The organism is Gordonia polyisoprenivorans NBRC 16320 = JCM 10675, assembly GCF_000241325.1.
In the GTDB taxonomy this organism is placed as follows: domain Bacteria; phylum Actinomycetota; class Actinomycetes; order Mycobacteriales; family Mycobacteriaceae; genus Gordonia; species Gordonia polyisoprenivorans.
In genome coordinates this window covers 197,989-222,389 of record NZ_BAEI01000087.1, presented here as the reverse complement: position 1 = coordinate 222,389, position 24,401 = coordinate 197,989, and the positions used below count along the sequence as shown (strand labels likewise).

24 protein-coding genes are annotated in these 24,401 nt (G+C 66.6%); 10 read left to right on the top strand and 14 right to left on the bottom strand.

All coding sequences use genetic code 11. From position 1 onward, the window contains the following. Nucleotides 1-24: 24 nt before the first annotated feature. Nucleotides 25-1,329 carry a DUF1800 domain-containing protein gene (locus GOPIP_RS24575; RefSeq protein ID WP_035728810.1) on the bottom strand — a complete coding sequence of 435 codons (1,305 nt, stop codon included), beginning with the start codon at nucleotides 1,327-1,329 and terminating at the stop codon, nucleotides 25-27. A gap of 185 nt (nucleotides 1,330-1,514) precedes the next feature. Here GOPIP_RS24575 and GOPIP_RS24570 point away from each other — a divergent pair, with 185 nt between their 5' ends. Genes GOPIP_RS24570 through GOPIP_RS24560 form a run of 3 tightly spaced genes read left to right on the top strand, consistent with a single transcriptional unit; the run spans nucleotide 1,515 to nucleotide 4,355 of the window. Beyond that, nucleotides 1,515-2,234 (top strand): DUF5666 domain-containing protein, encoded by a 720-nt coding sequence (locus tag GOPIP_RS24570; RefSeq protein WP_006372559.1) that lies wholly within the window; start codon nucleotides 1,515-1,517, stop codon nucleotides 2,232-2,234. 58 nt (nucleotides 2,235-2,292) lie between these two features. Further along, nucleotides 2,293-2,958, top strand: a complete 666-nt coding sequence (locus GOPIP_RS24565; RefSeq protein WP_006372558.1) for a response regulator transcription factor — start codon at nucleotides 2,293-2,295, stop codon at nucleotides 2,956-2,958. Continuing rightward, entirely contained in the window at nucleotides 2,955-4,355 is a 1,401-nt protein-coding gene (locus GOPIP_RS24560) for a sensor histidine kinase (RefSeq protein WP_006372557.1), read from the top strand. Before GOPIP_RS24565 ends, GOPIP_RS24560 begins: the two co-directional genes overlap by 4 nt. Here the strand turns inward: GOPIP_RS24560 and GOPIP_RS24555 are convergent. From GOPIP_RS24555 to GOPIP_RS24515, 9 genes are all read right to left on the bottom strand, one after another. Beyond that, nucleotides 4,300-5,391 carry an alpha/beta fold hydrolase gene (locus GOPIP_RS24555; protein WP_006372556.1) on the bottom strand — a complete coding sequence of 364 codons (1,092 nt, stop codon included), beginning with the start codon at nucleotides 5,389-5,391 and terminating at the stop codon, nucleotides 4,300-4,302. The two genes, GOPIP_RS24560 and GOPIP_RS24555, sit on opposite strands and share 56 nt — an antisense overlap. 39 nt (nucleotides 5,392-5,430) lie before the next feature. Beyond that, entirely contained in the window at nucleotides 5,431-6,372 is a 942-nt protein-coding gene (locus GOPIP_RS24550; protein ID WP_035728809.1) for a MerR family transcriptional regulator, read from the bottom strand. A 93-nt stretch (nucleotides 6,373-6,465) separates the two neighbouring features. Next, nucleotides 6,466-6,900 (bottom strand): hypothetical protein, encoded by a 435-nt coding sequence (locus GOPIP_RS24545; protein ID WP_006372554.1) that lies wholly within the window; start codon nucleotides 6,898-6,900, stop codon nucleotides 6,466-6,468. After that, entirely contained in the window at nucleotides 6,897-8,087 is a 1,191-nt protein-coding gene (locus GOPIP_RS24540) for a globin domain-containing protein (RefSeq protein ID WP_006372553.1), read from the bottom strand. The genes GOPIP_RS24545 and GOPIP_RS24540 overlap by 4 nt, the downstream gene beginning before the upstream one ends. Before the next feature lie 54 nt (nucleotides 8,088-8,141). Next, on the bottom strand, nucleotides 8,142-8,624 hold the full coding sequence (locus GOPIP_RS24535; RefSeq protein WP_006372551.1) for an RrF2 family transcriptional regulator: 483 nt from the start codon (nucleotides 8,622-8,624) through the stop codon (nucleotides 8,142-8,144). Between the two features lie 183 nt (nucleotides 8,625-8,807). Continuing rightward, complete coding sequence (locus GOPIP_RS24530) at nucleotides 8,808-9,122, bottom strand: DUF2516 family protein (protein ID WP_006372550.1); 315 nt, start codon at nucleotides 9,120-9,122, stop codon at nucleotides 8,808-8,810. A 39-nt stretch (nucleotides 9,123-9,161) separates the two neighbouring features. Further along, nucleotides 9,162-10,322: a histone H1-like repetitive region-containing protein gene (locus GOPIP_RS24525; RefSeq protein WP_006372549.1), complete on the bottom strand. Its 1,161-nt coding sequence runs from the start codon at nucleotides 10,320-10,322 to the stop codon at nucleotides 9,162-9,164. A gap of 61 nt (nucleotides 10,323-10,383) precedes the next feature. Continuing rightward, nucleotides 10,384-10,902, bottom strand: coding sequence for a helix-turn-helix domain-containing protein (locus GOPIP_RS24520; protein ID WP_006372548.1), 519 nt, complete (start codon nucleotides 10,900-10,902; stop codon nucleotides 10,384-10,386). A 105-nt stretch (nucleotides 10,903-11,007) separates the two neighbouring features. After that, nucleotides 11,008-12,342: a DUF445 domain-containing protein gene (locus GOPIP_RS24515; RefSeq protein WP_014358936.1), complete on the bottom strand. Its 1,335-nt coding sequence runs from the start codon at nucleotides 12,340-12,342 to the stop codon at nucleotides 11,008-11,010. A 52-nt stretch (nucleotides 12,343-12,394) separates the two neighbouring features. Between GOPIP_RS24515 and GOPIP_RS24510 the strand changes: the two genes are divergently transcribed. The 6 genes from GOPIP_RS24510 (at nucleotide 12,395) to GOPIP_RS24485 (ending at nucleotide 19,097) form a co-directional block, all read left to right on the top strand. Beyond that, nucleotides 12,395-13,228: a TetR/AcrR family transcriptional regulator gene (locus GOPIP_RS24510; protein WP_244421216.1), complete on the top strand. Its 834-nt coding sequence runs from the start codon at nucleotides 12,395-12,397 to the stop codon at nucleotides 13,226-13,228. Further along, nucleotides 13,225-14,010 (top strand): SDR family NAD(P)-dependent oxidoreductase, encoded by a 786-nt coding sequence (locus tag GOPIP_RS24505; protein WP_006372545.1) that lies wholly within the window; start codon nucleotides 13,225-13,227, stop codon nucleotides 14,008-14,010. The genes GOPIP_RS24510 and GOPIP_RS24505 overlap by 4 nt, the downstream gene beginning before the upstream one ends. Before the next feature lie 57 nt (nucleotides 14,011-14,067). Further along, nucleotides 14,068-14,943 carry a PPK2 family polyphosphate kinase gene (locus GOPIP_RS24500; RefSeq protein ID WP_006372544.1) on the top strand — a complete coding sequence of 292 codons (876 nt, stop codon included), beginning with the start codon at nucleotides 14,068-14,070 and terminating at the stop codon, nucleotides 14,941-14,943. Between the two features lie 595 nt (nucleotides 14,944-15,538). Beyond that, on the top strand, nucleotides 15,539-16,813 hold the full coding sequence (locus GOPIP_RS24495) for an HNH endonuclease (RefSeq protein WP_006372543.1): 1,275 nt from the start codon (nucleotides 15,539-15,541) through the stop codon (nucleotides 16,811-16,813). A gap of 611 nt (nucleotides 16,814-17,424) precedes the next feature. Next, nucleotides 17,425-18,540 carry a DUF3089 domain-containing protein gene (locus GOPIP_RS24490; protein WP_138944171.1) on the top strand — a complete coding sequence of 372 codons (1,116 nt, stop codon included), beginning with the start codon at nucleotides 17,425-17,427 and terminating at the stop codon, nucleotides 18,538-18,540. A 107-nt stretch (nucleotides 18,541-18,647) separates the two neighbouring features. Beyond that, the gene (locus tag GOPIP_RS24485) at nucleotides 18,648-19,097 is read left to right on the top strand and encodes a MarR family winged helix-turn-helix transcriptional regulator (RefSeq protein WP_244421213.1); all 450 of its coding nucleotides are present in this window, start codon (nucleotides 18,648-18,650) and stop codon (nucleotides 19,095-19,097) included. Here the strand turns inward: GOPIP_RS24485 and GOPIP_RS24480 are convergent. Further along, complete coding sequence (locus GOPIP_RS24480) at nucleotides 19,038-20,276, bottom strand: benzoate/H(+) symporter BenE family transporter (RefSeq protein ID WP_006372540.1); 1,239 nt, start codon at nucleotides 20,274-20,276, stop codon at nucleotides 19,038-19,040. The genes GOPIP_RS24485 and GOPIP_RS24480 overlap by 60 nt on opposite strands. Nucleotides 20,277-20,305: 29 nt before the next feature. On the opposite strand from GOPIP_RS24480, the gene GOPIP_RS24475 reads away from it, so the two are divergent. Beyond that, nucleotides 20,306-20,905 (top strand): helix-turn-helix domain-containing protein, encoded by a 600-nt coding sequence (locus tag GOPIP_RS24475; RefSeq protein WP_035728807.1) that lies wholly within the window; start codon nucleotides 20,306-20,308, stop codon nucleotides 20,903-20,905. Between the two features lie 34 nt (nucleotides 20,906-20,939). Here GOPIP_RS24475 and GOPIP_RS24470 read toward each other — a convergent pair whose 3' ends face one another. The 3 genes from GOPIP_RS24470 to aceA all read right to left on the bottom strand — a co-directional run bounded on the left by GOPIP_RS24470 (nucleotide 20,940) and on the right by aceA (nucleotide 24,268). Beyond that, complete coding sequence (locus tag GOPIP_RS24470) at nucleotides 20,940-21,713, bottom strand: hypothetical protein (RefSeq protein ID WP_006372538.1); 774 nt, start codon at nucleotides 21,711-21,713, stop codon at nucleotides 20,940-20,942. Nucleotides 21,714-21,913: 200 nt separating this feature from the next. Continuing rightward, nucleotides 21,914-22,798 carry a 3-hydroxybutyryl-CoA dehydrogenase gene (locus tag GOPIP_RS24465; protein WP_006372537.1) on the bottom strand — a complete coding sequence of 295 codons (885 nt, stop codon included), beginning with the start codon at nucleotides 22,796-22,798 and terminating at the stop codon, nucleotides 21,914-21,916. A gap of 183 nt (nucleotides 22,799-22,981) precedes the next feature. Beyond that, the gene (gene aceA / locus GOPIP_RS24460; RefSeq protein WP_006372536.1) at nucleotides 22,982-24,268 is read right to left on the bottom strand and encodes an isocitrate lyase; all 1,287 of its coding nucleotides are present in this window, start codon (nucleotides 24,266-24,268) and stop codon (nucleotides 22,982-22,984) included. Nucleotides 24,269-24,401: the final 133 nt, after the last annotated feature.

The window sequence follows — 24,401 nt, the reverse complement described above, 5'->3', positions numbered from 1 at the left end:
TGCCTCGGATCGCGCGAATGGTGTTCAGACGGTCAGGTATTCGGGGCTGTTGAGGGCGATCGCGGTGAGCGTCACTGGATTCTTGACCGACCCCTGCATCACCTTCACGGTCCGGTCGGAGAATCCGCCGACACCGAGCAGATGCGCCGCGGCGTCGATACGCTCCCCCGCGGCGGCGTCGTGGATGGTGGTGACCTGCGCGTCACGGGCCAGGCGCATCGCTGTGTTCCAGCGTGTTTCGGCGCCGGCGGTCGACAGCCATGCCTGCCCGGACGGCCAGCCCCCGACGTCGGGTGGGTAGAAGGGCTGCTGGCCCAACGTCTTGAGGGTGGAGGTTGTTCGTTTGAGTTCGGAAGCACCTGGTTTCGGCTGTAGCGCCCTGGTGGCGCCGATGAGCCACTGCACGGGGGAGGCCACTCCCGAGGAGTTGCCGAGCTCGGGGTCGGTAACGATCGCGGCGACCAGACCGCGCAGATCACGGTCGGGGCCGTACGCCGAGGTCAACCGGGTCAGCGCGGCCGCCGACGGCGGCGTGTCCCCGGCCAGGTGCTGCCACACCCTGGTGGCGACGTAGCCGGCGGAGGTCGGGTGATCGAGCACTGCGTCGCAGAAGCTCGCGGCGTCCAGATCGCCGGTGACGCCCAGGACGGTCTTGGTGCCCGAATCATGCAACGTCGGCTTGAGTACCGTGCCCCCGCGATTGTCCGGCCGCCACCCGGTCAGGGCCCGTGCACCTTCGCGGACGTCGGTCTCGGTGTACCCGTTGCCGTGTCCGAGGGCGAACAGTTCCATGAATTCGCGGGCGAGGTTCTCATTCGCGGCACCCTTGACGTTGCTGGCGCCGTCGAGCCAGCGCAGCATCGCCGCATCGGTCAGCATGGTGTAGGCCAGCGGACGGAACTGTCCGAGCCCCATCGTGCGCAGCTTCTCGTTCTGGGCGAGCATCTCCGCGGCAGAGCCGACCTTGGCGATCGACGTGGCGAAGTGGTTGTGCCACATGAAGGTCAGTTTCTCGCGTTCGGGCACCTCGGCGGCGATCATCCGATGTGTCCACCAGGTCACCAATTGCTTTGTCTGCGCCGAACGTTCGGATCGGACGTGCTTGCGCACCGCGGCCGACGCGCTGCGCGGCACCCGCGCCACGATGCCGAAGTGCGGGGCCGGGGTGGCATCGACCCCACGATCGGGTGCGGGGGCGGGTGTGAGCACGCGCTGGAGGTAGGTGTCGATTCCCGAGGCCACCACGGCGTCGACCTGGGTTCCGGTCGCACCGAACCCCAACCGCCGCACCACTCTCGCCGCCGCCATCCAGTCGGCCGATTGCGTCATGGCTGCCAGTCTGGCCAACCCCGGCGCCGGGAACCAGGCCACGCCGCCGGTCCTTCAGGGAGTCTTCAGCACGACCCTCGCAGATCCGGCATCCCGCCCGGCGACCGGCAAACCGTCGGTCCTGTCGTGGCAACCTTCAGAAAGCCTTCAGTTGCCCCGTACTCCCCCGCCCTACGGTGGTCGCCATGTCAGACACCGAGAACCCGCAAGAACCCGGCCGGCAACCGCACGAGGCCACGCCCGACGATCCCACCACCCAGTTCGGTACCGAACCGATGTCGCAGGGGGCGAACCCGACGACTCCGATCGCACCGAGCCCGGGGCAGCCGGGCCCATACGCCGGCCCACCACCCTCCGGACCGCCCCCTTCCGGGCCACCGCCGTCGATGCCACCGCAGGGGCAACCGGGCACTCCCGGTCCGGCACCCAAGCCGTCGTTCTGGCGTAGTCAGCGCACCGCGCTGGTCACCGGGGTCGCCGCCCTCATCATCGGCGGTCTCATCGGGGGCGGTATCGGATGGGCGACCGGACACGACGACTCGCACACACAGCCTGTCGCAGCCACCGCCCAGCACGGCAAGAAGACCCGCCACGAGGCCACCTCCGCGGCGAGCCGACGCGGGGTGACCGGCCAGATCACCGCGATCAACGGCCAGACCTGGACGGTGCAAACCCGCGGCGACAAGACGGTGACCGTCGACATCACCGGCGACACGCATTTCGGGACCGAACGGAAGCCGCAGCAGCAGAGCGACTTCGCCGTCGGCGACCGGGTCGTCGTCGCCGGGACCCGAAGTGGCGACACGGTCACCGCACGGATCGTCGCGAAGCGTCCGACGCCGGCCGGCACTGCGACGCCGCAGACCAGTGGTGCACCGGCCCCGACCTCGGCGCAACCGAGTTGACCGGTACGGGGGTCGACGATGACCGAGACGTGACCGCGGGCTGGCAGAATCACATGACATGAGCGCCACGGTCCTCGTCATCGAGGACTCGACCCCGATCCGTGTCGCGGTGGCCGCGGCACTGACCGAGGCCGGGCATCGGGTCCTCGCCCGCCCCGACGGTTCGCGACTCGAACACGATCTGGCACAGGCGCGCCCCGACGCCGTCCTGCTCGACGTCATGCTGCCCGGTTCGGACGGTTTCACCCTGCTCGACGTGGTGCGGCGGCGCAGCGACGCCGGCATCATCATGGTGACCGCCCGCGACGCCGTCGCCGACCGATTGCACGGCCTCACCGAGGGCGCCGACGACTATGTGGTCAAGCCGTTCGAGATGGCGGAGTTGGTGGCGCGCGTCGGCGCGGTGCTGCGCCGACGTGGCGGGCGCACCGACATCCTCTACGTCGATGACCTCGAGATCGACCGCGACGGCGGGACGGCGACCCGCGCTGGCGAGCGAATCGCTCTGACGCCCACCGAGTTCCGGGTACTCACCTACCTCGCACAGCGCCGCGGCCGGGTGGTCACCAAAACCCAGATCCTCACCGGCGTCTGGGGTTACGACCACTACGATCCGAATCTCGTGGAGGTCAACGTCAGTGCGTTGCGCCGCAAGCTCGAGGCCCACGGTCCGCGACTGTTGCACACCGAACGCGGCCGCGGCTACACCCTGCGCCCGTCATGACGACGATCCGTACTCGACTGACCGGCAGCTCGTTGCGCAGCCGGGTGACGGCTCTGGCCGTCGTGGTGCTCGCGGTGTCGTTGGTCGCGCTGATCGCCATCGGCAGCGCACTGTTCGCCGTGGCGGGCCATCGCGCCGCCGGGGCGCTCCTCAGTGATCGGGCCACCCTCGCCCAGCAGTACGCCCGGACCTCACGCACGCCGGAGATCTTCCTGCAGCGCATCGAGGGCCGCTCGGTGCGGGCCCGACTCGAACTCGCCGACGGTGAGGTGTTCGGCCGCCCGACCCGCGACGCGGTCGCCCGCCGCACCATCACCCTCAAGGCGCCCAACTCATCCTGGGCCGACGGCGCGACGCTGACCCTCGCCGTCGACGGCGATCTGCTCGGCGGGGTGCAGTCACGGCTGCTGATCGGGATGGCGATCACCGGTTCGGGGGCGCTCGTCCTCACCGCGTTGCTGCTGTGGTTCGGGATGCGTTATGCCCTGGCGCCGTTGGACACCATGACCGATGTGGCGCGCTCGATCGCGCGTGGCCGACGCGGTGAGCGCCTCGCCCCGACCCGGACCGACACCGAGTTGGGGCGTACCGCAGCGGCATTCGACGACATGCTCGACTCGTTGGAGGGTGCCGAGGCCAATCAGCGCGCCGCGCAACAGTCGGTCCGGCAGTTCGTCGCCGACGCAGCCCACGAGTTGCGCACCCCGGTCACCGGGGTGCAGGCGATCGCCGAGACACTGCTGCAGATGGATGCCGACGCATCCGCCGAGGATCGAGAACAGTTGCTGCTGTTGCTCATTCAGGAGACCCACCGCGCCGGACGCCTCGTCGGCGACATGGTCGACATGGCCCGCATCGACGCAGGTCTGGCGCTGCATCCCGAGGCGGTCGACCTCGTCGCCCTTGCCGAGGATCAGTGTCGCCGGGTGGCGATCCTGCATCCGGAGCTGACGGTCGTCGCCACCGGTGACGCCCCTCCGACACTGGCCGACCCCGGCCGGATCTCACAGATCCTGGCCAACCTCATCGACAACGCCTGCCAGGCCACACCGGCCGGCGGGCGAGTCGAGGTGGCGGTCGCCCACGCACCCACCGAGTCCGGCGGGTGGGTGACCGTGACGGTCAGCGACACCGGACCGGGCGTCCCCGACGCCGACCGCGAGCGGATCTTCGATCGTATGGTGCGCCTGGATGATTCACGAGATCGGCGCTCGGGCGGCGCCGGTCTGGGGCTGGCGGTGGCGCGTGGTCTGGCCCGCGCCCACGGGGGCGAGGTGCGCCTGCTTCCGCGCACACCGGACGGCGCGACACAGGGCGCGGTGTTCCGCCTGGAGTTGCCGTTCAGACCGACGGGACGTGATCGGTCTGCGGGGTCGGCTGCTCCGCATCCGCGATGACCGCCGCGAGGGCCTCGTCGACGACGGCCCCGGCCTCGATCGTCGACATGTGACCCACCCCGTCGAGAACGACGAGATCACGAAGGGTTCCGTTGCGCCGCAACACCTCTGCGATCTGCTCGGCGTGCGACGGCGGGGTCAGGCGGTCGGCACTGCCGACCACGATCGTCGTCGGGACCGTCAGCGCGTCCAGCCCCGCGGTCACATCCAGTTTGCCCATCGCCGCACCCCAGCGGGCCCGCGCACGGGGCGGGCAGCTCATGATCATGTTGTCCACGAACTCGACGTGCGAGGCGCGAGCGGTGGAGCCGAGCGCGATGTACTGCGACATCCGCGGCCCATAGGAGCTGCGCGGCACCGGAAGTGGCGCCGAGGTGATGAGCTTGGTGACCGCCGGCGCGAACGGTTTGCTGTAGCGCGGCAGATCGAGGGGGATGAGCAGGTGATTCTGCATGACCGCCTTGGCGGCGGTCGAGGCGAGCACCACCGCCGACACGCGATCGGACACCTTGTGCGGGTACTGCGCCGCCCACGACATGATCGTCATGCCGCCCATGGAGTGGCCGATGAGGATCGCTCGGCGCCCGGGCGGGACGACGGCGTCGAGGACGGCGTCGAGGTCCTGGCCGAGGGTCGCGACGGTGGGTCGTTTGCGACCGAGTTCACTGGCTCCGTGTCCGCGCTGATCGTAGGTGATGACGGTGCGTTCACCGGCGAAGGCGTTGATCTGCGGATACCAGTAGGTGGTGTTGCACGTCCATCCGTGCACCGCGACGATCACGTCACCGGTGTCGTCGTCACCGCGTGCACCGGGACCGTAGGTGACCACGTTGAGCCGGGTGCCGTCGGCGGCGCGGACGGTTCTGGTGTCACTCGGAGCCGTGGGGGTGGCCAGCAGATCGTCGGGCCCGTCGTCGACGGCCGGATCGCCGTGCAGGGCTTCGCGTACCAGGCCGGCACCGATGGTGCCCACCCCGACCCCGATCAGACCTGCCCCGGCGGCAACGCCACCGATGGCCCACCCGCGTCGACTCATGTGTCACCCTCTCGCCAGGGCACCGCCCGGGTGTGGCGATCAGGACGATCGCGGAGTCGGACGGTGCGTTTGCGGCGTGTCCACCGACTCCTCGGTGCCCGGCGTCGGACCCTCGGACGTGTCGGGGGACACAGCGTTCGATGTAACACTACCCGTTGTCATGTTCTGGGCGCCATCGCCTGCGGTCTCGGGATCGATGCCCGATGCGGGTCCGTCGGTGACGTCGGCGCCGGGAACATCGGGGGCGGGAACATCGGTGTCGGCGACGTCGAAGTACGTCGACGCCTCGCCGATCGCCCGGGTGATCTCGTCGTCGAGCGCCTTGCGGAAGGTGGTCTCCACGATCTCGTGGGCCATCGGCCGGACCGTCTGGATCAGTTCGGCCATCTTGCTGACCTTGGCCTCGCCGAGGGTCGGCAGGTTTTCGTTGAGGTACTTGTCGGTGATGATCGAGACGAAACTGCGGGCCGCATCCTCGAGGTCGTCCTGCACGCGCACGAAGCGGTCGAGCAGGACGTCGATGTCGACGCCGCTCTTGACCAGCACCTCGGCGCCCTCGAGGACCTCCGGGTTCTTGATCGCGTAATGAGCGCCGTCCTTGACGAGCAGCCCGAGTTTCTGGCTGAGCGCGATGGAGCGCTCGCTGGCGTTGAGCGTCTTGCGCAATTCGGTGAAGGTGATCGTGGCCGCGCGCTTGAAGTTGCGGAATCGGCCGCCCTTGGTGGGCGCGCCACGCAACACATGCTCGACCTTCATCCCGTAGTGGGCTGCATGCAGGAGCTCACTGATGGTGGCAAAGGTGTATCCGCGTTCGAGCATCCGCGAGATGAGATTCAGGCGATTGAGGTGATCGTCGGAGTACCAGCCGGTGCGACCGCGGATCGTCGGCGGCGGCAGCAGCCCACGATCCTGATAGACCCGGATGTTGCGGACGCTGACGCCGGACGCCTCTGCCAGGTCGTTGATCCGATACTCAGCCACGAATGACAGTGTATTCGCCGGATGTCGTACGCCCGACGACCCGCGCCCGACGACTCGCCTCTCCCGTCCGGTCATCCGGCAAAGAGCACCGTGTCATCCGGCCAGCAGCACGACGCCGGTAGCGATCAGCACGCCCACCTTGACGACCTCGGCAGCCACGTACACCAGGTGCGCGTGACTGCGCGGACCGTCGGCGTCTCCGGTGGCGAGCACCTCGTCCGAGCGGCGGTTCAATGCGGGCCGGATACCGACGAGCTGGACCGCCAGCACCACCACCACAGCCACGGCGAGGATGCCCGCGGGTTGCCCCACCCATCCCCCGGCGACCGCGCACACGATGAGCACGATCGCCGCACCCGCCTCGACGGCGTTGAGCGCACGGAACACCAGCCGTCCGATCCCCAGACCCAGCGGAATGGTGATACCCGGAGCACGGAACTTCAGCGGCGCCTCGAGGAACGAGATCGCGATCACCATGCCCAACCAGACAAAGGTGACCGCGGTCGCCACCGCGTACGACACGCTCATCGCGAGGCGCCGGCGCGCAACAATTCCGGCCCGAAGGTCTCGAAGTGGATGCGCTCGGAGGGCACATTCCGGTCGAGCAGCTGGGTGCGGACCGAGTCGAGGAATCCGGTGGGACCGCACAGCATGGCGTGGACGCCGTCGGCAAGGTCGATGCCGTCCAACGACATCCGGCCGGTACGCACCGCGTCGGACACCAGGTGGTCGGCACCATGCTGATACCACTGGTAGAGCCGTGCGGAATCGATCTGCTCGACGAGGGCGCCGAGTTGCCCACGATGAGGTTGGCCGGCCCGCGAGTGGTCGGCGTGCAGGACTGTCACCGGGCGGTCGGTGCCCGACTCGGCGAGCGCGGTCAGCAGCCCGATCACCGGTGTGCACCCGATGCCCGCAGATGCCAGCAGTAATGGCGAATCATCTTCGGGCAGAACGAGATCACCGAACGGCATCGAGACGTGCACCGCGTCGCCCTCGAAGACGTTCTCGTGCAGGAACGCCGACACCTCGCCGGCGAGTTTGACGCTGATCCGCCACTCCTCGCGCGCCTGCGGCGTGCCGATCAGGCTGTACTGGCGGATCTGATGCGCGCCGTCGGTCAGCGGCACCTGCACCGAGATGTACTGCCCGGGAGAGAATGCCGGAAGATCCGCACCGTCGGGCGCGGCCAGGATGAACGACACCGCGTCCGGGGCCACCTGATCGCGTCGGGTCACGACGAGATCGCGCCACACCGCACCCGGTTCGACGCCGGCCGCGGCGTAGAGGCCGGCTTCTTCACGGATCAGCACATCGGCCATCTCCCAATACAATTCGTCCCACGCATTGGCGACCTCCGGGGTCACCGCGGCACCGAGCACCTCGACGATCGCGGCGAACAGGTGCTCGTGGACGATCGAGTACTGATCACGCGTGACCCCGAGGGACGCATGCTTGTGCGCGATGCGGTCGATGATGAATCGCTGCCGCCGCAGATCGGGCTCGAGTTGCAGCTTGGCGAATGCCGCGATCGACCCCGCCAACGCCATCGGCTGTTCACCGGACCGCTGATGGGTGCGGTTGAACATGTCGTCGAGCAACGTCGGGTGGGCTGCGAACATCCGCGCGTAGAAGTTCGGGGTGATCTCCCCGAGTGCTCCGTCGACGGCGGGCAGGGTGGCCGCGATGACCTCGCGAGTGGGCATGGTGAGCACGACGACTCCGATCTGATCTGTTCCGCCCGGTGGCGAAATCGTTTGTTGCCGAACCTATTCGGCTTGACTGTGAGATTCCGCTCGACCGTGGGGCGTCGCCTCGGCGCGACGCGGGGGGTCGAGGGAGAGCAGGACCGCTCCGGTGGGGTCGGTCACGAGGTCCCCGACGGTCACGTCGTCGAGGCTGTCGAAGAAGGCACGACGGGCGGCGGCGAGCGCACCGCGCAACCGGCACGCCCGACGCAGCGGACACGGCGTTTCGCCGTCGCAGTCGACGACTTCTCCTTCACCTTCGAGACTTGCTGCGAGCCAACCGATTCGGGCCGTACGGCCCAACTCGGTGATCACCAGCCCACCCGCGCGACCCCGCCGGGAGTGGACGACGCCGAGTTCAGCGAGGCGCCCGGTCACCTTGGTGACATGCGTATACGGCACGGCCATCTCCTCGGCGAGGACCCGGGTGGTCATCGACCCGTCCGAGACGGCCAGGCGCATCACCACGCGCAAGCCGATGTCGGTGAAGCGGGTCAGTTGCATGTGATCATCAGATCATAATTTGCATCTGAGATGCATATTAAATGCCTGTGGCGCTCGTCACTCGTCGGTGCGGGCCATCGCCGGCGTCGTGTCATACGAGAGCCGCCCGCGACCGTCACGAGGACGGTCGCGGGCGGCTGGTGAAACCTGCGCGGCGCACACGGGCGCGGACCCGGGTTCAGCTCACCGGATCTTGCGGAACCAATGCTTGTTCTGAATGGAGTCGACGCGCGGCCGGACGTCGACGAGGTAGACGATCAGCGCGACGACGCCGATGAGGTAGAACAGCGTCGGCGCCTGGAACAGCCAGATGAACAGGGTCGCGAGGGCCAGCAACGACACCCAGAGCACCTTGCTCTGCTTGTCGACCGCCGGGAAGGCGTCTTTGCGCTGGAGGGACGCGTGGACGAGGGCGACGATGGCCGCGACACCGGCGACCACGGTCAGCACCCACAACACGAGGTTCTGACCGGCGGCGAGGACGTTGACGAAATTCACGCGACCACTCTAGCTCTCCATGTCGGTTTTGTCGGACGCTCAGGAGCGCGGCGACTTGCGTGCGGTCGTTTTTTTCGCGGGGCTCTTCTTGGCTGCGGTGGTCTTGGCTGCGGTTTTCTTTGCTGCGGTGGACTTCTTCGCCGGGGTCTTCTTGGCTGCTGTCTTCCTGGCTGCTGTTTTCGTGGCCGGGGTCTTCGTGGCTGCCGTCTTCTTTGCCGGAGACTTCTTGGCAGCGGCTTTGTTGGCCGGAGCCTTTGTTGCAGCGGCCTTCTTCGCAGCGGTCTTCTTGGCCGGTGTCGCAGTCTTCTTGGCCCCCGGTGTCGTGGCCTTCTTCGCCGGAGCCTTCGTTGCTGCCGACTTCGTTGCTGCCGACTTCGTGGCCGCCGACTTCTTCGCCGCCGACTTCTTCGCCGCCGACTTCTTCGCCGCCGTCCTCTTCGCCGCAGCCTTCTTCGCGGGCGCCTGCGCGACGACGGCAGCCTTCTTCGCCTCGGCTTCCTTGGCCGCGACCTTGACCGGCGCGGCCTGCTTCGCCGGCGCGGCCTTCGTCACGGCAGCCTTCTTCGCCGCGGGCAGCGCCTTGGTGGCCGAACCCTTTGCGCGAGCGGCCTTCTTGGCGGTTCGTCGCGAGGTCAGTTGTCCCACACCGGTTCCGCGGGCGGCTTGGCCGCTGATCAGTTTGGTCTGCGTCGCCAGGGTTCCCAGTGCGTCTTCGGTGAGGGCGACGGCGTCGTTGTAGACCTTCTCCAGTTTCGGCAGGTTCTCACCGACGAGAGGTTGGGCCTTGAGTCGGTCGACGACCTCTTCGGTGCGTTCGGACAACGATGCCAGCAGCGCGGCCGCGACCGCGAGGTAGGCGTCGGCGACCTTGCGCAGTTCTTCCGGGGAGAATCGCGCGCGCAGTTCTTCGATCTCGGCGGGCAGTTCGACGGGCAGGGCGGCGAGTTTGCTCTTGGCCTCCTCGAACGTCGCCAGCGCGTTGGCCAGCGTCTCGTCGAGGGTGGACTGCGCGGAATCGACTCGCTCGGCGACGCGTTCGGTGAGGTCCTCGCGCGACTCGGTGATCCGTTCCTGCGCCGACTCGATACTCTCGGCGATCTTTGTCTGGGCCTGCTCGGTGGCGGCCTCACCGCGCTCACGAAAATCGTTGAGCAGGGCCGACACTTGACCCAACGCTGTCGACAACGGGTTGTCCGGCATGATCGGAACTCCTCGATTCGCTTGTGCGGGTGGTGAATCGACCGCCCGAGTCACCCTGTGGTCACTCGTCGGGGATCGGCTCCTCGGTGGCGTTCTCCTTGCGGAAGGACTCGTAGATCTCGAGCAGCATCTGCTTCTGGCGTTCACTGATCGAGTCGTCGGCGATCAGCGCATCACGCACCGGGCTGGCCGGCCGTTCTTCGAGGATCCCGGCCCGAACGTACAGCACCTCGGCCGACACCCGCAGGCCCTTGGCGATCTGCGCCAACACATCTGCCGAGGGTTTGCGGAGTCCGCGCTCGATCTGACTGAGGTACGGATTGCTGACGCCGGCCCGTTCGGCCAACTGCCGCAACGACACCTCTGCGGCCATTCGCTGGGATCGGATGAACCCACCGATGTCCTGTGCCGCGGTTGCGACCGCATCCGAGGCCACCGCGGTGACGGCGGTGACGGCTTCCACGGTGTGTCCGACGCCGCCGGTGTCGCGATCGTCCTCGTCGGGGCTCGACGCCTCATCGACGGGATCGTCGCCCGAGCGATGCTCGGATGTGCTGTTGTGGGGCCTCTTCGCTGTCATGTCACCTCCCGTGGCTCACCGAGCCCAGTATCGACCCCAGTGCTAACACGTGCAAGCACAGTGCATGCAGCGCGGCGCGGCGTCGAAGCCCTCCCCTCGGGCCGGTCAGGGGAAGATGAGGACCGAGATCGTGTAGATCACCAGTCCCGCCAGCGATCCGACGACGGTGCCGTTGATGCGGATGAACTGCAGGTCGCGGCCCACCTGGAGCTCGATCTTGCGGCTGGTGTCCTCGGCGTCCCAGCCGCGCACGGTCTCGGTGATGACGGAGATGATCTCCCGCGAGTAGTTGGTGGCAAGGTGATTGGCGACACGTGCGACCCACCAGTTCATCTTCTCCTGCAGCGGCCGGTCGTCGCGGATCCGTATGCCGAGGTTGATCGCGGCATCGGTCAGGGTGTTGCGCAACGTGCTGTTCGGGTCGGCGAGCATCTGCTCGATGACGGCCTTGCCGGTGTTCCAGGCGGTCGACGCCGCGCCGGCCACTTCCTCGCTGCCCACGAGTTCACGTTTGATGTTCTCGAACCGGGCGACCATCTCGGGGTCGTTCTGCAGGTCGTCGGCGAACTGCTCGACGAATTCGTGCATCGACCGGCGCATCTCGTGATTCGGGTCGGCACGGACCTTGTAGGTGAAATCGACGAGCTCGCGGTAGATCCGATCGCCCATGAGGTTGGTCACGAACTTCGGTTTCCAGGCCGGTCCGACGTCGCTCTCCACCACCCGGTCGATGAGGTCCTGGCTACCGAGCGCCCAGTCGTGGGCGCGGTCGCACAGGAGTTGGAAGACCGGCTCGAGACGGTCCTCGGCGATCAGCTGATGCAGGATGCGCCCGATCGGCGGCGCCCATTCGGGTTCGGCCGCCCACCGCAGGGTGGCCTGGATGAACTGCTCGATGTCCTCGTCGCGCAACATCTCTGACGCGAGCTTGATGGCGCGGGCCGCCTCGTCGGACACCCGTGGGGCGTTGTTCGGATCGGCCAGCCAGGTCGCGACACGACGTGGCAGGTCCAGCTGCTCGGCGCGCTGCACGATCACCTCGGGCGTCATGAAGTTCTCTTCGATGAAGCCACCGAGCTGATCGCCGATGTCGTCCTTCTTCTTGCGGATCAGGGCGGTGTGCGGGATCGGGATGCCCAGCGGGTGCCGGAACAGCGCCGTCACCGCGAACCAGTCGGCCAGCGCGCCGACCATACCGGCCTCCGACGCCGCGCGCACATAGCCAACCCATGCGGCGACGTCGGCGCCGTCGCGGTGTTCGAGGTAGCGGGTGAACAGGTAGATGACGGCGGCGACGATGAGGAAGCTGGTCGCCAGCAGTTTCATCTTGCGCAGATCACGGCGACGGCGGTCGTCGGACGCGGAACCGCCCGAGGAGAACCCGGGCGCACTTGTCGGCGCAGCCCGATGCCTGCCGGTACCGGAAACGTCGGTCGTCACAGTTGACACCCATCCATTTCTACCCGCCGGCAGCGACTACGCTGGCCGGGTGATCGCAAATCGTCCCAGTCCGGCCGCGGCGGCGCGCGCTGCGGTGTCGGCGGCGACGAACGTGACCCGCGGAATCGAGCAGGCGTTGCTCGGCGGGGCGGTCGAGGAGCGCTCCAAACCCGATGGTCGCCGGCAGCGCTGGGAAACCCACAAGCGGGAGCGCCGCACCGAACTGACCGACGGCACAATCGCTGCGGTCCGTGAACTCGGCGCGGACGTCGGGATGGACGAGATCGCCCGGCACATCGGCGTTTCCAAGACGGTGCTCTACCGCTATTTCACCGACAAGAACGATCTCGGGGTCGCCACGACGGTGCGGTTCTTCGAGACCACCCTGATGCCCCGGCTGATCGAGACCATCACCGACGACGTCGACGAGTACACGCTGACCCGGACCGTGATCAGCGTCTACGTCCATGCCGTCGCCGACGAGCCCGCGTTGTATCGGTTCGCGTTGTCGGCGTCGCCGAGTTCGTCGGTGACTTCCGCGGAGTCGGAGAAGCTGGTGGCCCAGCTGCTCACCTCGACCATCGTGATGCGTCTGGGCGAACGCGACGGTGATGCCGCGGGAGCCCAGGTGTGGGCCTACACCCTCGTCGGCGGTATCCAGCGCGCCGTCGATTGGTGGATGGGTGAACGATCCATCGGCGTCGACGATCTCATCGACTACCTGACGATGATGGTGTGGAGTTCGATCGTCGGGGTCGCCGCGGTGAACGGCTCCCGCACCGCATTCATGGCCGACCCTCCGCCGCTGCCCGAGCCCGCAGCAACCGAGGGAGACCGGGACGATCACGAGCCCGGTTCGGCTGACGACGAGACGCCACTCCGGTGAGTCGGGTGGCGTTGGTGACCGGCGCCAGTCGCGGCGTCGGTCTCGGGGTGGCCACCGCACTTCTCGACGCCGGATGGACCGTCTACACCACCGCGCGCAGTGGACGCGGGCCCGACAGGGCCCGGGTGATCACCTGCGATCACACCGATGATGCCGCCGTCGGCGAGGTCTTCGAGACGATCGACGACGCCGAGGGCCACCTCGATCTGCTGGTCAACAACGTGTGGGCGGCACCCCGCGGGTTCGGCGGATTCAGCGAACCGTTCTGGCAGCGACCGGTCGGCGACTGGGATTCGTTGATCGGGGTCGGCGTGCGCGCCCATTACGTGGCCTCGGTGCATGCCGGCCGACTCATGGTGGCCGCCGGGTCGGGTCTGATCGTCAACATCTCGTCGTTCGGGACACGCGGTCACCTGCACTCGGTGCTCTACGGCATGAGCAAGGCGGCACTGGACAAGATGGTCGCCGACATGGCCATCGAACTGCAGGGCACCGGCGTCCACGCGGTGTCGTTGTGGCTGGGCCTGATCCGTACCGAGTTGCTGCTGTCCCTCGGCGTCGAGGAGTTCGCGGGGTTCTCGTTGGAGCGCGCGGAGGACCCCGAGTTCGTGGGTCGGGTCATCGCGGCGCTCGCCGACGACCCGGCACTGCCGAACCTGACCGGACACACCCTGATCAGCGCGGAGTACGGGCGCGAGCACGGAATCGTCAACAATGATGGCGCGCAGCCCGATTCGCATCGCGACGCTTTCGGCGGCGGTCCACTCTACCCGCCAACCTGACCCGCGGCCCTGGTGGTGTTGGGTACCCTCTGGACCACACGACGAGGAGGTTGCATCATGGGCAAGCGCGGCGGAGGTTCGACGAAGGGCTGGGCACAAGAACCGATCGACGCATTGCGCGTGGGTACTGTCGGCCCGATCGCCGATTTCGACCCGGACAGCACACCGGGATTCGACGGCGACCGTCGTCTCGGCGAGGAGTTGCTCACCGAACGCGGTGAGATCCTCGCAGGTTTGCAGGAGTTGCTCTTCGCCAACGGCAGAGCCGGCGACCACCGCTCCGTACTGCTGGTCCTACAAGGCATGGACACCGCAGGCAAGGGCGGGATCGTGCGACACGTCGGCGGACTGCTCGACCCACAAGGCCTGAGCATCAAGGGATTCGGCAAGCCCACACCCGAGGAGCTCTCCCACGACTTCCTATGGCGCATCCGCAAGGCGCTGCCCCCGGCCGGACGCATCGGCATCTTCGACCGCTCCCACTACGAGGACGTCCTGCCGGTGCGCGTGCATTCCCTGGTACCGCAATCGGAGTGGGAAGCACGCTACGACATCATCAATCGATTCGAGCACGAACTCGTCGACGCCGGCACCACGGTGGTGAAATGCGCTCTGGTGGTGTCGAAGGACGAGCAGAAGGCCCGACTGGCCGAACGCCTCGACCGTCCCGACAAGTACTGGAAGTACAACCCGGCCGACCTCGATGAGCGCGCCTATTGGGACGACTACCTCGAGGCCTACCAAGCGATCTTCGACCGCTGCGACTCCGACGCCACCCCGTGGTACCTCATCCCCGCCAATCGGAAGTGGTTCTCCCGCCTGGCGATCTGCGAACTACTCATCGATGCCCTGACAGGTCTCGACCTCGATTGGCCCGCCGCCGATTTCGATGTCGACGCCGAGAAGAAGCGCCTGGCCGCCCTCCCCGACTGACCTCCCGTTGGTCGCGCAGCTCCCCCTCCCGATAATAGAGACCCTCACCCGATGGTTCCCTCCCCCCACGGTCGAGAGAGCCCTTCCCCCGATGGTCGAGGTGCGAGCCGCGTGCGGCGGGCCTCGAGACCCGGCGAGACAACAAGCCTCCCAACCACATCCACCGTCGCACGACCTGAACGCGAGCCGAATTCGCAAACGCCCCCGCTACACCAGCCGCGTCTGCACAGTGGAGCCGCGGACGCATCACTCCCGACGGTCAAGGCGCCCTCCTCCGGATCGTCAGCACTTCCCTGCTGGTCGAGACCCCCCGATGGTCGAACAACCCGCCCTTCCGATACTCGGGAGCCTTCCCCCCGATGGTCGAGGTGCGAGCCGCGTGCGGCGAGCCTCGAGACCCGGCGAGACAACCAGCCTCCCAACCACATCGAGGACAAGGCGAACGAAAGCCGCACCCTTACCACACCCCACCGACAGAAAGTCGTCGCCGAAACACGTTGTCCACAAGCAGAATTGATCAAAACAACTCTTGCGTCGAACACCCTGGCGATGTAGACTGGACCCATCACACCGATCAGCCACTGGGGAGGGGCCCATGATCGACACCACCGAAGCTCTTGACGCCGAAGCGGTTTTCGCCGCGATCGTCAGCCAACTCAGCGACCTGCAATGGAATCCGGAGATGACCGGACCCCAAGCCTTCGGCGCCATGAAACAGGTCCTGCTACTGCGGAACCTGGTTGATCACCACGCCACCACCCTCACCGGCGAGATGGATCGCTTGGGCGTCGCCGATCACAAGACCACCCGGCTCCGGGAGTTGTTGATCAGCATGGGTTTCGCACCCGCCGTCGCAAGTCGATACGTGCGGATCTCGGCCACCACCGATGTGGATCTGCTGCTCGCGCATGCCGCGGACGGGTCCATCTCCTCCGAACACACCGACGCCATCGTCCGCGGGTTGGCGCACATCGACACCCGATGCCCCGAACCTATGGACACCGTGCAACGGTGCGAGTTCCTGCGGAAACTCTTGTCGCACTATTTCGCCGGTTTCACCCCCGCCGAGATCAACCTCTACGCGCGGCAGTTGGGGAACGAGTTGGCGGCCGAGACATCGGGCGGGTTACCTGCCGCGGAGGACAAGAAGATCAACTCCTACACCGACCGCATCACCGACGACGGACGGTTGGAAATCTCGGCGAACCTCGACATCGTCGCCGGCGAGAAAACCAGAACTCTGATGGAAGCGCTGTCGGCGCCCAAACCTCAGCCCGATGGGTCCCCGGATCCTCGGACACCCGAACAGATCTGTGCCGCCGCGTTCGAGACGATTGTGGAGTTGGCGGCACAAGGATTGGCCGACACCACGTTCTCGGCCAAACCGACCAACGGCCTGTTGTGGACCTGGTCGGCGGACAACCCGGCGCTCGGCGGGGACTTGCAGAACATGGGTGCGATCACCGAAGCGACCGCCAAGTTGTTGTCGTGTGACACGACGATCACCAAGATCATGCTCGATCCCAATGGGGTACCGCTCAGTGTTGGGGAGGCGAAACGCTTCTTCACACCCGGCCAACGCAAAGCACTACTCGTCCGGGATCGCGGGTGCATCAAATGCGGAGCCCACGCCGGACGCTGCCAAGGACACCACCTCACCCACTGGAGCAAGGGTGGTCCCACCGACCTCGACAACGGCTGCCTACTCTGCACCAGCTGCCACGACGACGTCCACCACCACGGATGGGACATCATCATGGGCTTCGACCGCCACCCCTGGCTGATCCCGCCCGCCAGCGTGGATCCGAAACGACAACCGATACCGTCGTATCACCGGCGGACCATGCGACTCGACGACGCAGCCGCCTGACCCACGCTGCCCCACAACCTGATTCCCCGCACCCGGCCCGGCCGGGACCGCATCTGTTGTTTGACAACTCCATAGAGAACTACCCCACCCGATGGTCGAGGTGTCGTGCCCGTGGCCCGGAATCCCGTCGGCACAAGGGGTCTCGAGGCTCGTCGCTGGCGCTCCTCGGCACCTCGACCATCGGGATGGGACGGCCGTCGGGCAGGTAGGGTGGAGCATCACAGATCGATGGTCGAGGTGCGAGCCGCGTGCGGCGAGCCTCGAGACCGCTTGCGCTGGCGCTGGATTCGGATCACGATGGCCCGGAAACCCGTCAGCACAGGGGTTCTCGAGGCTCGTCGCTGGCGCTCCTCGGCACCTCGAACACCGGGCATTGGAGCGTCACGCCGACAATCAGGCACCCCGATCACAGGTGTCCGCTCACGCGACTCACGAGGTCCGGGTCGACCGGCACACAATCAGATCGCACCACTAATTGTTTCCACCACGAACAATGAGCTATGGTCCAAGACACACTTAGGTGCGTGTATGTGCCACGTCATACTACTCAGGGGGTTCCGTTGAAGAGTCAGACATCGGCTCGGCTGCTCGTCTTTGTCGTCTTGACGAGCATGGTTGCAGCACTCAGCGCGCTCGCGGCGCCTGCCGAGGCGCAACCACCAGGCTCGGGCACCACCTGGCTGTGTTCGCCGTCGATGACCAACGACCCCTGTGACCTACCCACCGACACCACCGATCTGTCCACCGGAAAGCGGACAGTCACCCCGGTACCACCGGAAAACCGCAAGCCTGTCGATTGCTTCTACGTGTACCCGACCGTGACCAGCGATCCTGCACTCAACGCTCCCATGGTGGCCTCGCCGGTGGTGAAGTCGATCGCCGAGTACCAGGCCGCCCGCTTCCGATCGCAGTGTCGTATCTTCGCGCCCGTCTACCGGCAGGTCACGCTGGGCGCCCTGGCCACCCAGGCGTTGGGCTCGCGTGCGGGTGATCTCGCGTATGAAGACGTACTACACGCATGGCGTGATTACCTTGCCAACGACAACCACGGGCGAGGAGTTATCCTCATCGGCCACTCGCAGGGAACGCTCATGCTACGCAAGCTCATTCGCGAGAACATCGACAACAACCCGACCGTGCGCAACCGGCTCGTCGGCGCATTCCTGATGGGCGGAAACGTGTCGACCGCACCGGGACGCACCACGGGTGGCGATTTCCGCCACATCCCCCTCTGCACACGTCGAGGCGAAAGCGGTTGCGTTGTCGCGTATTCCACGGCAGTGACCGACCCGCCGACCGGACTGAGCCTGTTCGGAAACGGCAATCTGGACATTCTCAGTGCCGCCTTCGGGTTACCGGCGGGATCGGGAAGCGAGATCGCATGCACAGACCCGGCCGTGTTGAGCGGTGACCGACAACCGGTCGGCATCACCGTTCCCTCTGACCCTTATGCATTCGGTGTCATCTCGGTGCTGATGGATTACACCACGTTCCCGGAGGGGCTACCCCGCTCTCGGTCCAGTTGGACGACCAGCAAAGAACGCGCAGTCGGCCGTTGCGTCGACACCAACGGCCATCACCTGTATCGGTTCGCGGTCATCGACGGCGGACGCCAACCCAACGAACTCCCACTGTTCAACACGCATCTCGTCGACATCAACCTCGGTTATGACCGTCTCATCTCCATCGCCGCACAACAGATCACGAGTTGGTCCCGTGAGCACTGACCCCGCAGAGGGCGAACTCTGCCGGACGCCGATATCATTCGCGACATCGGCTTGTGCGCATCGGAACGGCCGAGACATGTATCCGAGACAAAGGAGATGTGATCGCGGTGGCGCTGGTACCCGAGCCGGTCTCCCAGCACGACAGTTGCGTCTTCCTGCGACTGGGGCAGGAGATGTTCCGGATGACCGAGCACAGGCTCGCCGAACTCGGCATCCGCACACGGCATTTCACCATCCTGGCGGTTCTCGATCACTCGGGGCCTCGTTCTCAACAACAACTCTCGGTGGAGACCGGCATCGACACGAGCACGATGGTGGCGGCCATCGACGAACTCCATGCGGCCGGCCTGGCGGTGCGCGCCAAGGATCCGTCCGACCGACGGCGATCGATCGTCACGGTGAGCGATCGCGGACGCGCCACGCTCGCCGACGCGAACGCGATGATGGAGTCGATCTCGGTGGAGGTGTTCGGCTGCCTGTCGGCATCGGCTCACAAGTCACTGAGCGCTACGCTGGCGATCCTCAACTCCGCGATGCCCGTCGGGTCCGGACGCTGACCCTCGACGACGCAACACCCCGTGGGACACAAGCCCGACGACGATGGCCCAGAAGGCGCCGCTGATCCCCCAGAACGTCACGCCCGCAGCTGCGGTGACGAACGTCAGACCCGACGCGATCCGAAACTCGTTGTGGGTGAACGCACCAAGTAAAGCGTTGGCGAACGTTGCCAGCAATGCGAGCCCGGCCACGGACTCCAGCAGTCCCTGCGGCGCAATCGCGGTGATGGTGACCAGCGCTCCGGAAGCCACCGCCAGCACCAGATAGCTGATGCCGCCGGACACACCGGCAATCCATCGCCGGGTTCGGTCGGTGCCCGCCTCCTCGCCCGCGGCCAGCGCCGCCGACAGCGCGGCCAGGTTGATGGCATGCCCACCGAACGGTGCGCCGACGACCGTACCCATCCCGGTCACGAACATCGCAGGACGCCAAGGGGTGTCATAACCGAACGACTTCAACACCGCCACGCCGGGAACATTCTGCGACGCCATCGTCACCACATAGAGCGGGATGGCCAGCCCGACGATCGCCGACACATCGAATCTCGGAGTGGTCCAGGCGATTTGCGGCCACCACTGCGTCGTCACACCCGCGCCGATACCGTGTACCGCGACGTAGATGCCGATGACGACGAGGGCGGTCACCAAGGCCAGCGGCAACGCCCAGCGGGTCAGCCATCGAGTCGCGATGAGCCACACGGCGAGAATCGGCAGGGTCAGCAGCGGCTGCGCTGCAAGCGATTTCATGGGTGCCAGACACAGGGTCAACAGGACGCCGGCCAGCATCGCCTGAGCGATCGGAGTAGGTATCCGGCCGATCAGATCACCCAGAGCCGGGATCAGCCCCGTCGCCAGGATCAGGATTCCGACGACGAGGAAAGCCCCGACCGCAGCCCGCCAGCCGGCGTGATAGTCCGCGCCCGCGGCCACCAGCATCGCCGCTCCCGGCGTCGACCAGGCCAGGGTGATCGGCTTCCGCGTGGCGACGCACAGGACGATGATCCCGACCGCGAAGGTCACGGTGAGCGCGAGCAGACCCGACGCCGCCTGCCCGGGATCGGCGCCGACCGCACGCAACCCGGCGACCACCACGACGAACGACGACGTGAAGCCGACCAGCGCGGTGATGATTCCCGCGGTGATCGGCTCACTGATCGACGATGCCGGAGAGGTGGTCATCAGGCCACCATAACGCTATCGTTCTGTTTATGGAACACCCGGGGAGATCTGCGGTCGGTGCGCGTATCACCGCGGCCCGCGAGCGGCGCGGCATGAGTCTGTCGGCACTCGCCCGCGCCGCCGGCATCGGCAAGGGATCGCTGTCCGAACTCGAATCCGGCAGGCGCAACCCGACTCTCGACACTCTCTACGCCGTCGCCGGCCCGCTCGGGGTACCGCTGACCGCGTTACTCGGCGAGGAGTCGGGCACCGAGGGCTCGGGCCCGCACCTCTCGGCGCGACTCCTGCACGTCGAACACCATCTCGGCGGTGCCACCACCGAGGTGTTCTGGCTCGCGGTTCATCCGGGCGGCACCACGATCTCCCCCGCCCACGGACCCGGCGTCGTCGAACATGTCCGGGTGGTACGCGGGCACGTCACCGCCGGCCCGCTCGGGGCCGAGAACACCGCCGGACCCGGCCGATCCCTGCAGTGGATGTCGGATACCGACCACAGCTACCGAAGTGACGACGGCGCGCTGGCGGTGCTCACCATCGACTCACCCGAGACGCCCGACTCACCCGATACGCCCAACACCCCGGATACACAACCACCCGACAGACAACGACCCCCACGGCCGAAGCCGTAGGGGTCGTTGGGAATTCGGTTCAGCCCGGGTCAGCTCAGCTGGTCGCCCGACCGGGGGCCTTCTTGGCCGGGGCCTTCTTCGCCGGAGCCTTCTTGGCGGCGGCGATCTTCTTGGCGGGCGAGTCGTTCGCGGTGCGCGCCTTGCCCTCCACGGTGCCTGCCGCCCCGTCGATCTTGGATGCAGCGGTCGCGGCCTGCGCCTTGACGGTCTCGCCGGCCTCGGTGACGGCCTCGGCGGCCTCGTCGAGCTTCTCGCCGGCCTCGAGTGCAGCCTCGTCGACCTTGTCGCCGATGGCATCGGCGGCGTCGTCGAGTGCGTCGCCTGCCTCACCGACGCGGGCTCCGACCAGACCGGCGATCTTGGCGGCCTGCTCGCCGACCGAGCGGGTCTGAGTCGACACGACCCCGAGGGCGTCCTCGGTGAGGTCAACCGCGTCGTTGTAGGTCTTCTCGGCGCGGGTCAGACCCTCCTGGACGAGCGGCTGCTGACGCAGGCGCTCGAGGGTCTCCTCGCCGCGCTCGGCGAGCGAGTTGTAGAAGGTGGTGGCCAGCTCGACGTAGGGCTCGGCAACCTTGCGCAGTTCTTCGGGATTCAGCTTGGCGCGCAGCTCGTCGATGCTCGGGACCTCATCGGGCAGGCTGTTCAGCCGGCTCTTGGTCTCCTCGAAGCGGGTGCTCGCGGTCTCGGTGGCGGTTTCGGTGCGCTCGCGCAGCTGCGCGACAACATCGGTCACCTGCGCGATGGCCAGATCGCCCGCGCCGACGACTGCATAGAAGGGGTTTGCCAGGGTTCGTTCGGCGGTGCTCATTGCGGCCTCCTTGGTGGGGTTGTCAGAAGTTCAGCAGCGCAACGAATGTCGATTCTCGAGATCAATGAATGATCGTCGGGACGGTGAGAGCTGGTCGAGATCGTCGGTGTTGCGGCGCATCCATCTACCAGTATCCACGCTTCGCTAGCAATTGCAAGCGCTTTGTTAGCACGGTCATAGCGACCCGACCGTCCACAGCGCTACGCGTCGGTGACCCCATCGGGGTAGGAGTAGAAACCTCGCCCGGCCTTCTTGCCGATCCGACCTGCCTCGACCATGCGCAACAGCAGAGGTGGTGGGGCGTAGAGCGGTTCCTTGAACTCGTCGTACATCGAATCGGCGATCGCCTTGACGGTGTCGAGGCCGACGAGATCGGCCAGCCGCATCGGACCCATCGGATGCGCACAACTGAGCACCATGCCCTTGTCGATGTCCTCCACGGTCGCAAAACCGGTATCGACCATCCGGATCGCCGACAACAGATACGGCACGAGCAGCGCATTCACGACGAACCCGGAGCGATCGGCCGATCGGATCACCTGTTTGCCCAACACGTCGTGGGCAAAGGTCTCGGCGCGCTCGCTCACCTCGGTCGCGGTCTCCAACGTGGTGACCAGTTCGACGAGCGGCAGCACCGGCACCGGGTTGAAGAAATGCATGCCGATCACCCGTCCGGCGCAGTGGGTTGCCATGCCCAGCTTCATGATCGGGATCGACGACGTATTGGAGGCGAGCACCGCAACGGGATCGGTGACGACCTTGTCGAGTTGCGCGAACACCTGGGTCTTGACCAATTCGTCCTCGACGATCGCCTCGCACACGATCTGCCGATCGGCGAAATCCCCGAGATCGGAGGTGAATCGCAATCGGTACGAGGCTTGTTCGCGTTCGCGCTCGGTGAGCTTGCCGCTCGACACACCGCGGTCGAGGGAGCGCAGGATGCGCGACCGCCCGGCACTGGTCAGTTCCCGCGTGGCCTCGTAGACCAGGACGTCGGCGTTGGCGCGAGCGCACACCTCGGCGATCCCGGCACCCATCTGCCCCGCGCCGACGACACCCACGCGCGAGATGATCTCACCGGACATTGCAGCACTCCTAGCGACAGATCAATAAGAACCCAGCACTCGATGTCGTTACACGACAAAGAATTCGGCGACGACGCGTGACCCCCGGGGGGTCGACCACACCCCGCCCGTACAGGAACAGGCGGCCCGCAACGTGAGTCGCGGGCCGCCTGTCTGGTACGCACAATCGCGGACAGTCGAGTCCTAGTGGAACTGACCTTCCTCGGTCGAGCCCTTGAGGGCTGCGGTCGAGGTGTTGGGATCGACGGTGGTGGCGATCTTGTCGAAGTATCCGGCACCGACCTCACGCTGGTGCTTGGTGGCGGTGTAACCGCGCTCCTCGGCGGCGAACTCGCGCTCCTGCAGCTCGACGTAGGCACTCATCTGGTTGCGGGCGTAGCCGTAGGCCAGATCGAACATCGAGTAGTTGAGGGCGTGGAAGCCGGCCAGCGTGATGAACTGGAACTTGAAACCCATTGCGCCGAGCTCGTTCTGGAACTTCGCGATGGTTGCGTCGTCGAGGTGCTGCTTCCAGTTGAACGACGGCGAGCAGTTGTAGGCCAGCAACTGGTCCGGGAACTCGCTCTTGACGGCCTCGGCGAACTTGCGGGCCAGCTCCAGGTCGGGCTTGCCGGTCTCCATCCAGATCAGGTCGGAGTACGGGGCGTAGGCCTTGGCGCGGGCGATGCAGGGCTCGATGCCCTTCTTCACACCGTAGAAACCCTCCGCGGTGCGGGTCCCATCGAGGAACGGCTTGTCGCGCTCGTCCACGTCGGAGGTGATCAGGGTGGCGGCCTCGGCATCGGTGCGGGCGATGACGACGGTCGGCGCGCCGGCGACGTCGGCGGCCAGACGAGCCGAGGTCAGGGTACGGATGTGCTGCTGGGTGGGGATGAGCACCTTGCCACCGAGGTGGCCGCACTTCTTCTCCGAGGCGAGCTGGTCCTCCCAGTGGGTACCGGCGGCACCCGCGGCGATCATGGCCTTCTGCAGCTCGTAGACGTTGAGCGCGCCACCGAAGCCGGCCTCGCCGTCGGCGACGATCGGCACGACCCAGTTGTCGACCGAGGTGTCGCCCTCGACCTTGGCGATCTCATCGGCACGCAGCAGCGCGTTGTTGATGCGGCGCACGACCGACGGCACCGAGTTGGCCGGGTAGAGCGACTGGTCGGGGTAGGTGTGACCGGAGAGGTTCGCGTCACCGGCGACCTGCCAGCCGGACAGGTAGATGGCCTTGAGGCCGGCGCGCACCTGCTGAACGGCCATGTTGCCGGTGAGGGCACCGAGCGCGTTGATGTAGTTGTCGCCGTTGACACCCTCCCAGAGGATCTCGGCGCCACGACGGGCCAGGGTGGGGTCCTCGACGACCGAGCCCTGCAGCTCGACGACCTGGTCGGCGGTGTATTCGCGGGTGATGCCCTTCCAGCGCGGGTTGGTGTCCCAGTCCTGCTGGATCTCCGCGGCGGTACGGGGCTTTCCGACGTTGCTCATTAGCCACTTCGCTTTCGTTGTACTACTCGGCCCGACGTGACCGATGGTGGTCCGGCCCGTGCGTGAAACCCGAGCCGAATCCCTTGCTGACAGACGCCCGGTTTCGGTGAGTGGTGCAATCGATGGCCGGGAC

What these genes read in the sequence shown, in the direction of transcription:
- GOPIP_RS24575 (WP_035728810.1), bottom strand. Translation starts at nt 1,329, where the DNA reads ATGACGCAATCGGCCGACTGGATGGCGGCGGCGAGAGTGGTGCGGCGG.
- GOPIP_RS24570 (WP_006372559.1), top strand. Translation starts at nt 1,515, where the DNA reads ATGTCAGACACCGAGAACCCGCAAGAACCCGGCCGGCAACCGCACGAG.
- GOPIP_RS24565 (WP_006372558.1), top strand. Translation starts at nt 2,293, where the DNA reads ATGAGCGCCACGGTCCTCGTCATCGAGGACTCGACCCCGATCCGTGTC.
- GOPIP_RS24560 (WP_006372557.1), top strand. Translation starts at nt 2,955, where the DNA reads ATGACGACGATCCGTACTCGACTGACCGGCAGCTCGTTGCGCAGCCGG.
- GOPIP_RS24555 (WP_006372556.1), bottom strand. Translation starts at nt 5,391, where the DNA reads ATGAGTCGACGCGGGTGGGCCATCGGTGGCGTTGCCGCCGGGGCAGGT.
- GOPIP_RS24545 (WP_006372554.1), bottom strand. Translation starts at nt 6,900, where the DNA reads ATGAGCGTGTCGTACGCGGTGGCGACCGCGGTCACCTTTGTCTGGTTG.
- GOPIP_RS24535 (WP_006372551.1), bottom strand. Translation starts at nt 8,624, where the DNA reads ATGCAACTGACCCGCTTCACCGACATCGGCTTGCGCGTGGTGATGCGC.
- GOPIP_RS24525 (WP_006372549.1), bottom strand. Translation starts at nt 10,322, where the DNA reads ATGCCGGACAACCCGTTGTCGACAGCGTTGGGTCAAGTGTCGGCCCTG.
- GOPIP_RS24520 (WP_006372548.1), bottom strand. Translation starts at nt 10,902, where the DNA reads ATGACAGCGAAGAGGCCCCACAACAGCACATCCGAGCATCGCTCGGGC.
- GOPIP_RS24500 (WP_006372544.1), top strand. Translation starts at nt 14,068, where the DNA reads ATGGGCAAGCGCGGCGGAGGTTCGACGAAGGGCTGGGCACAAGAACCG.
- GOPIP_RS24495 (WP_006372543.1), top strand. Translation starts at nt 15,539, where the DNA reads ATGATCGACACCACCGAAGCTCTTGACGCCGAAGCGGTTTTCGCCGCG.
- GOPIP_RS24490 (WP_138944171.1), top strand. Translation starts at nt 17,425, where the DNA reads ATGGTTGCAGCACTCAGCGCGCTCGCGGCGCCTGCCGAGGCGCAACCA.
- GOPIP_RS24480 (WP_006372540.1), bottom strand. Translation starts at nt 20,276, where the DNA reads ATGACCACCTCTCCGGCATCGTCGATCAGTGAGCCGATCACCGCGGGA.
- GOPIP_RS24475 (WP_035728807.1), top strand. Translation starts at nt 20,306, where the DNA reads ATGGAACACCCGGGGAGATCTGCGGTCGGTGCGCGTATCACCGCGGCC.
- GOPIP_RS24470 (WP_006372538.1), bottom strand. Translation starts at nt 21,713, where the DNA reads ATGAGCACCGCCGAACGAACCCTGGCAAACCCCTTCTATGCAGTCGTC.
- GOPIP_RS24465 (WP_006372537.1), bottom strand. Translation starts at nt 22,798, where the DNA reads ATGTCCGGTGAGATCATCTCGCGCGTGGGTGTCGTCGGCGCGGGGCAG.
- aceA (WP_006372536.1), bottom strand. Translation starts at nt 24,268, where the DNA reads ATGAGCAACGTCGGAAAGCCCCGTACCGCCGCGGAGATCCAGCAGGAC.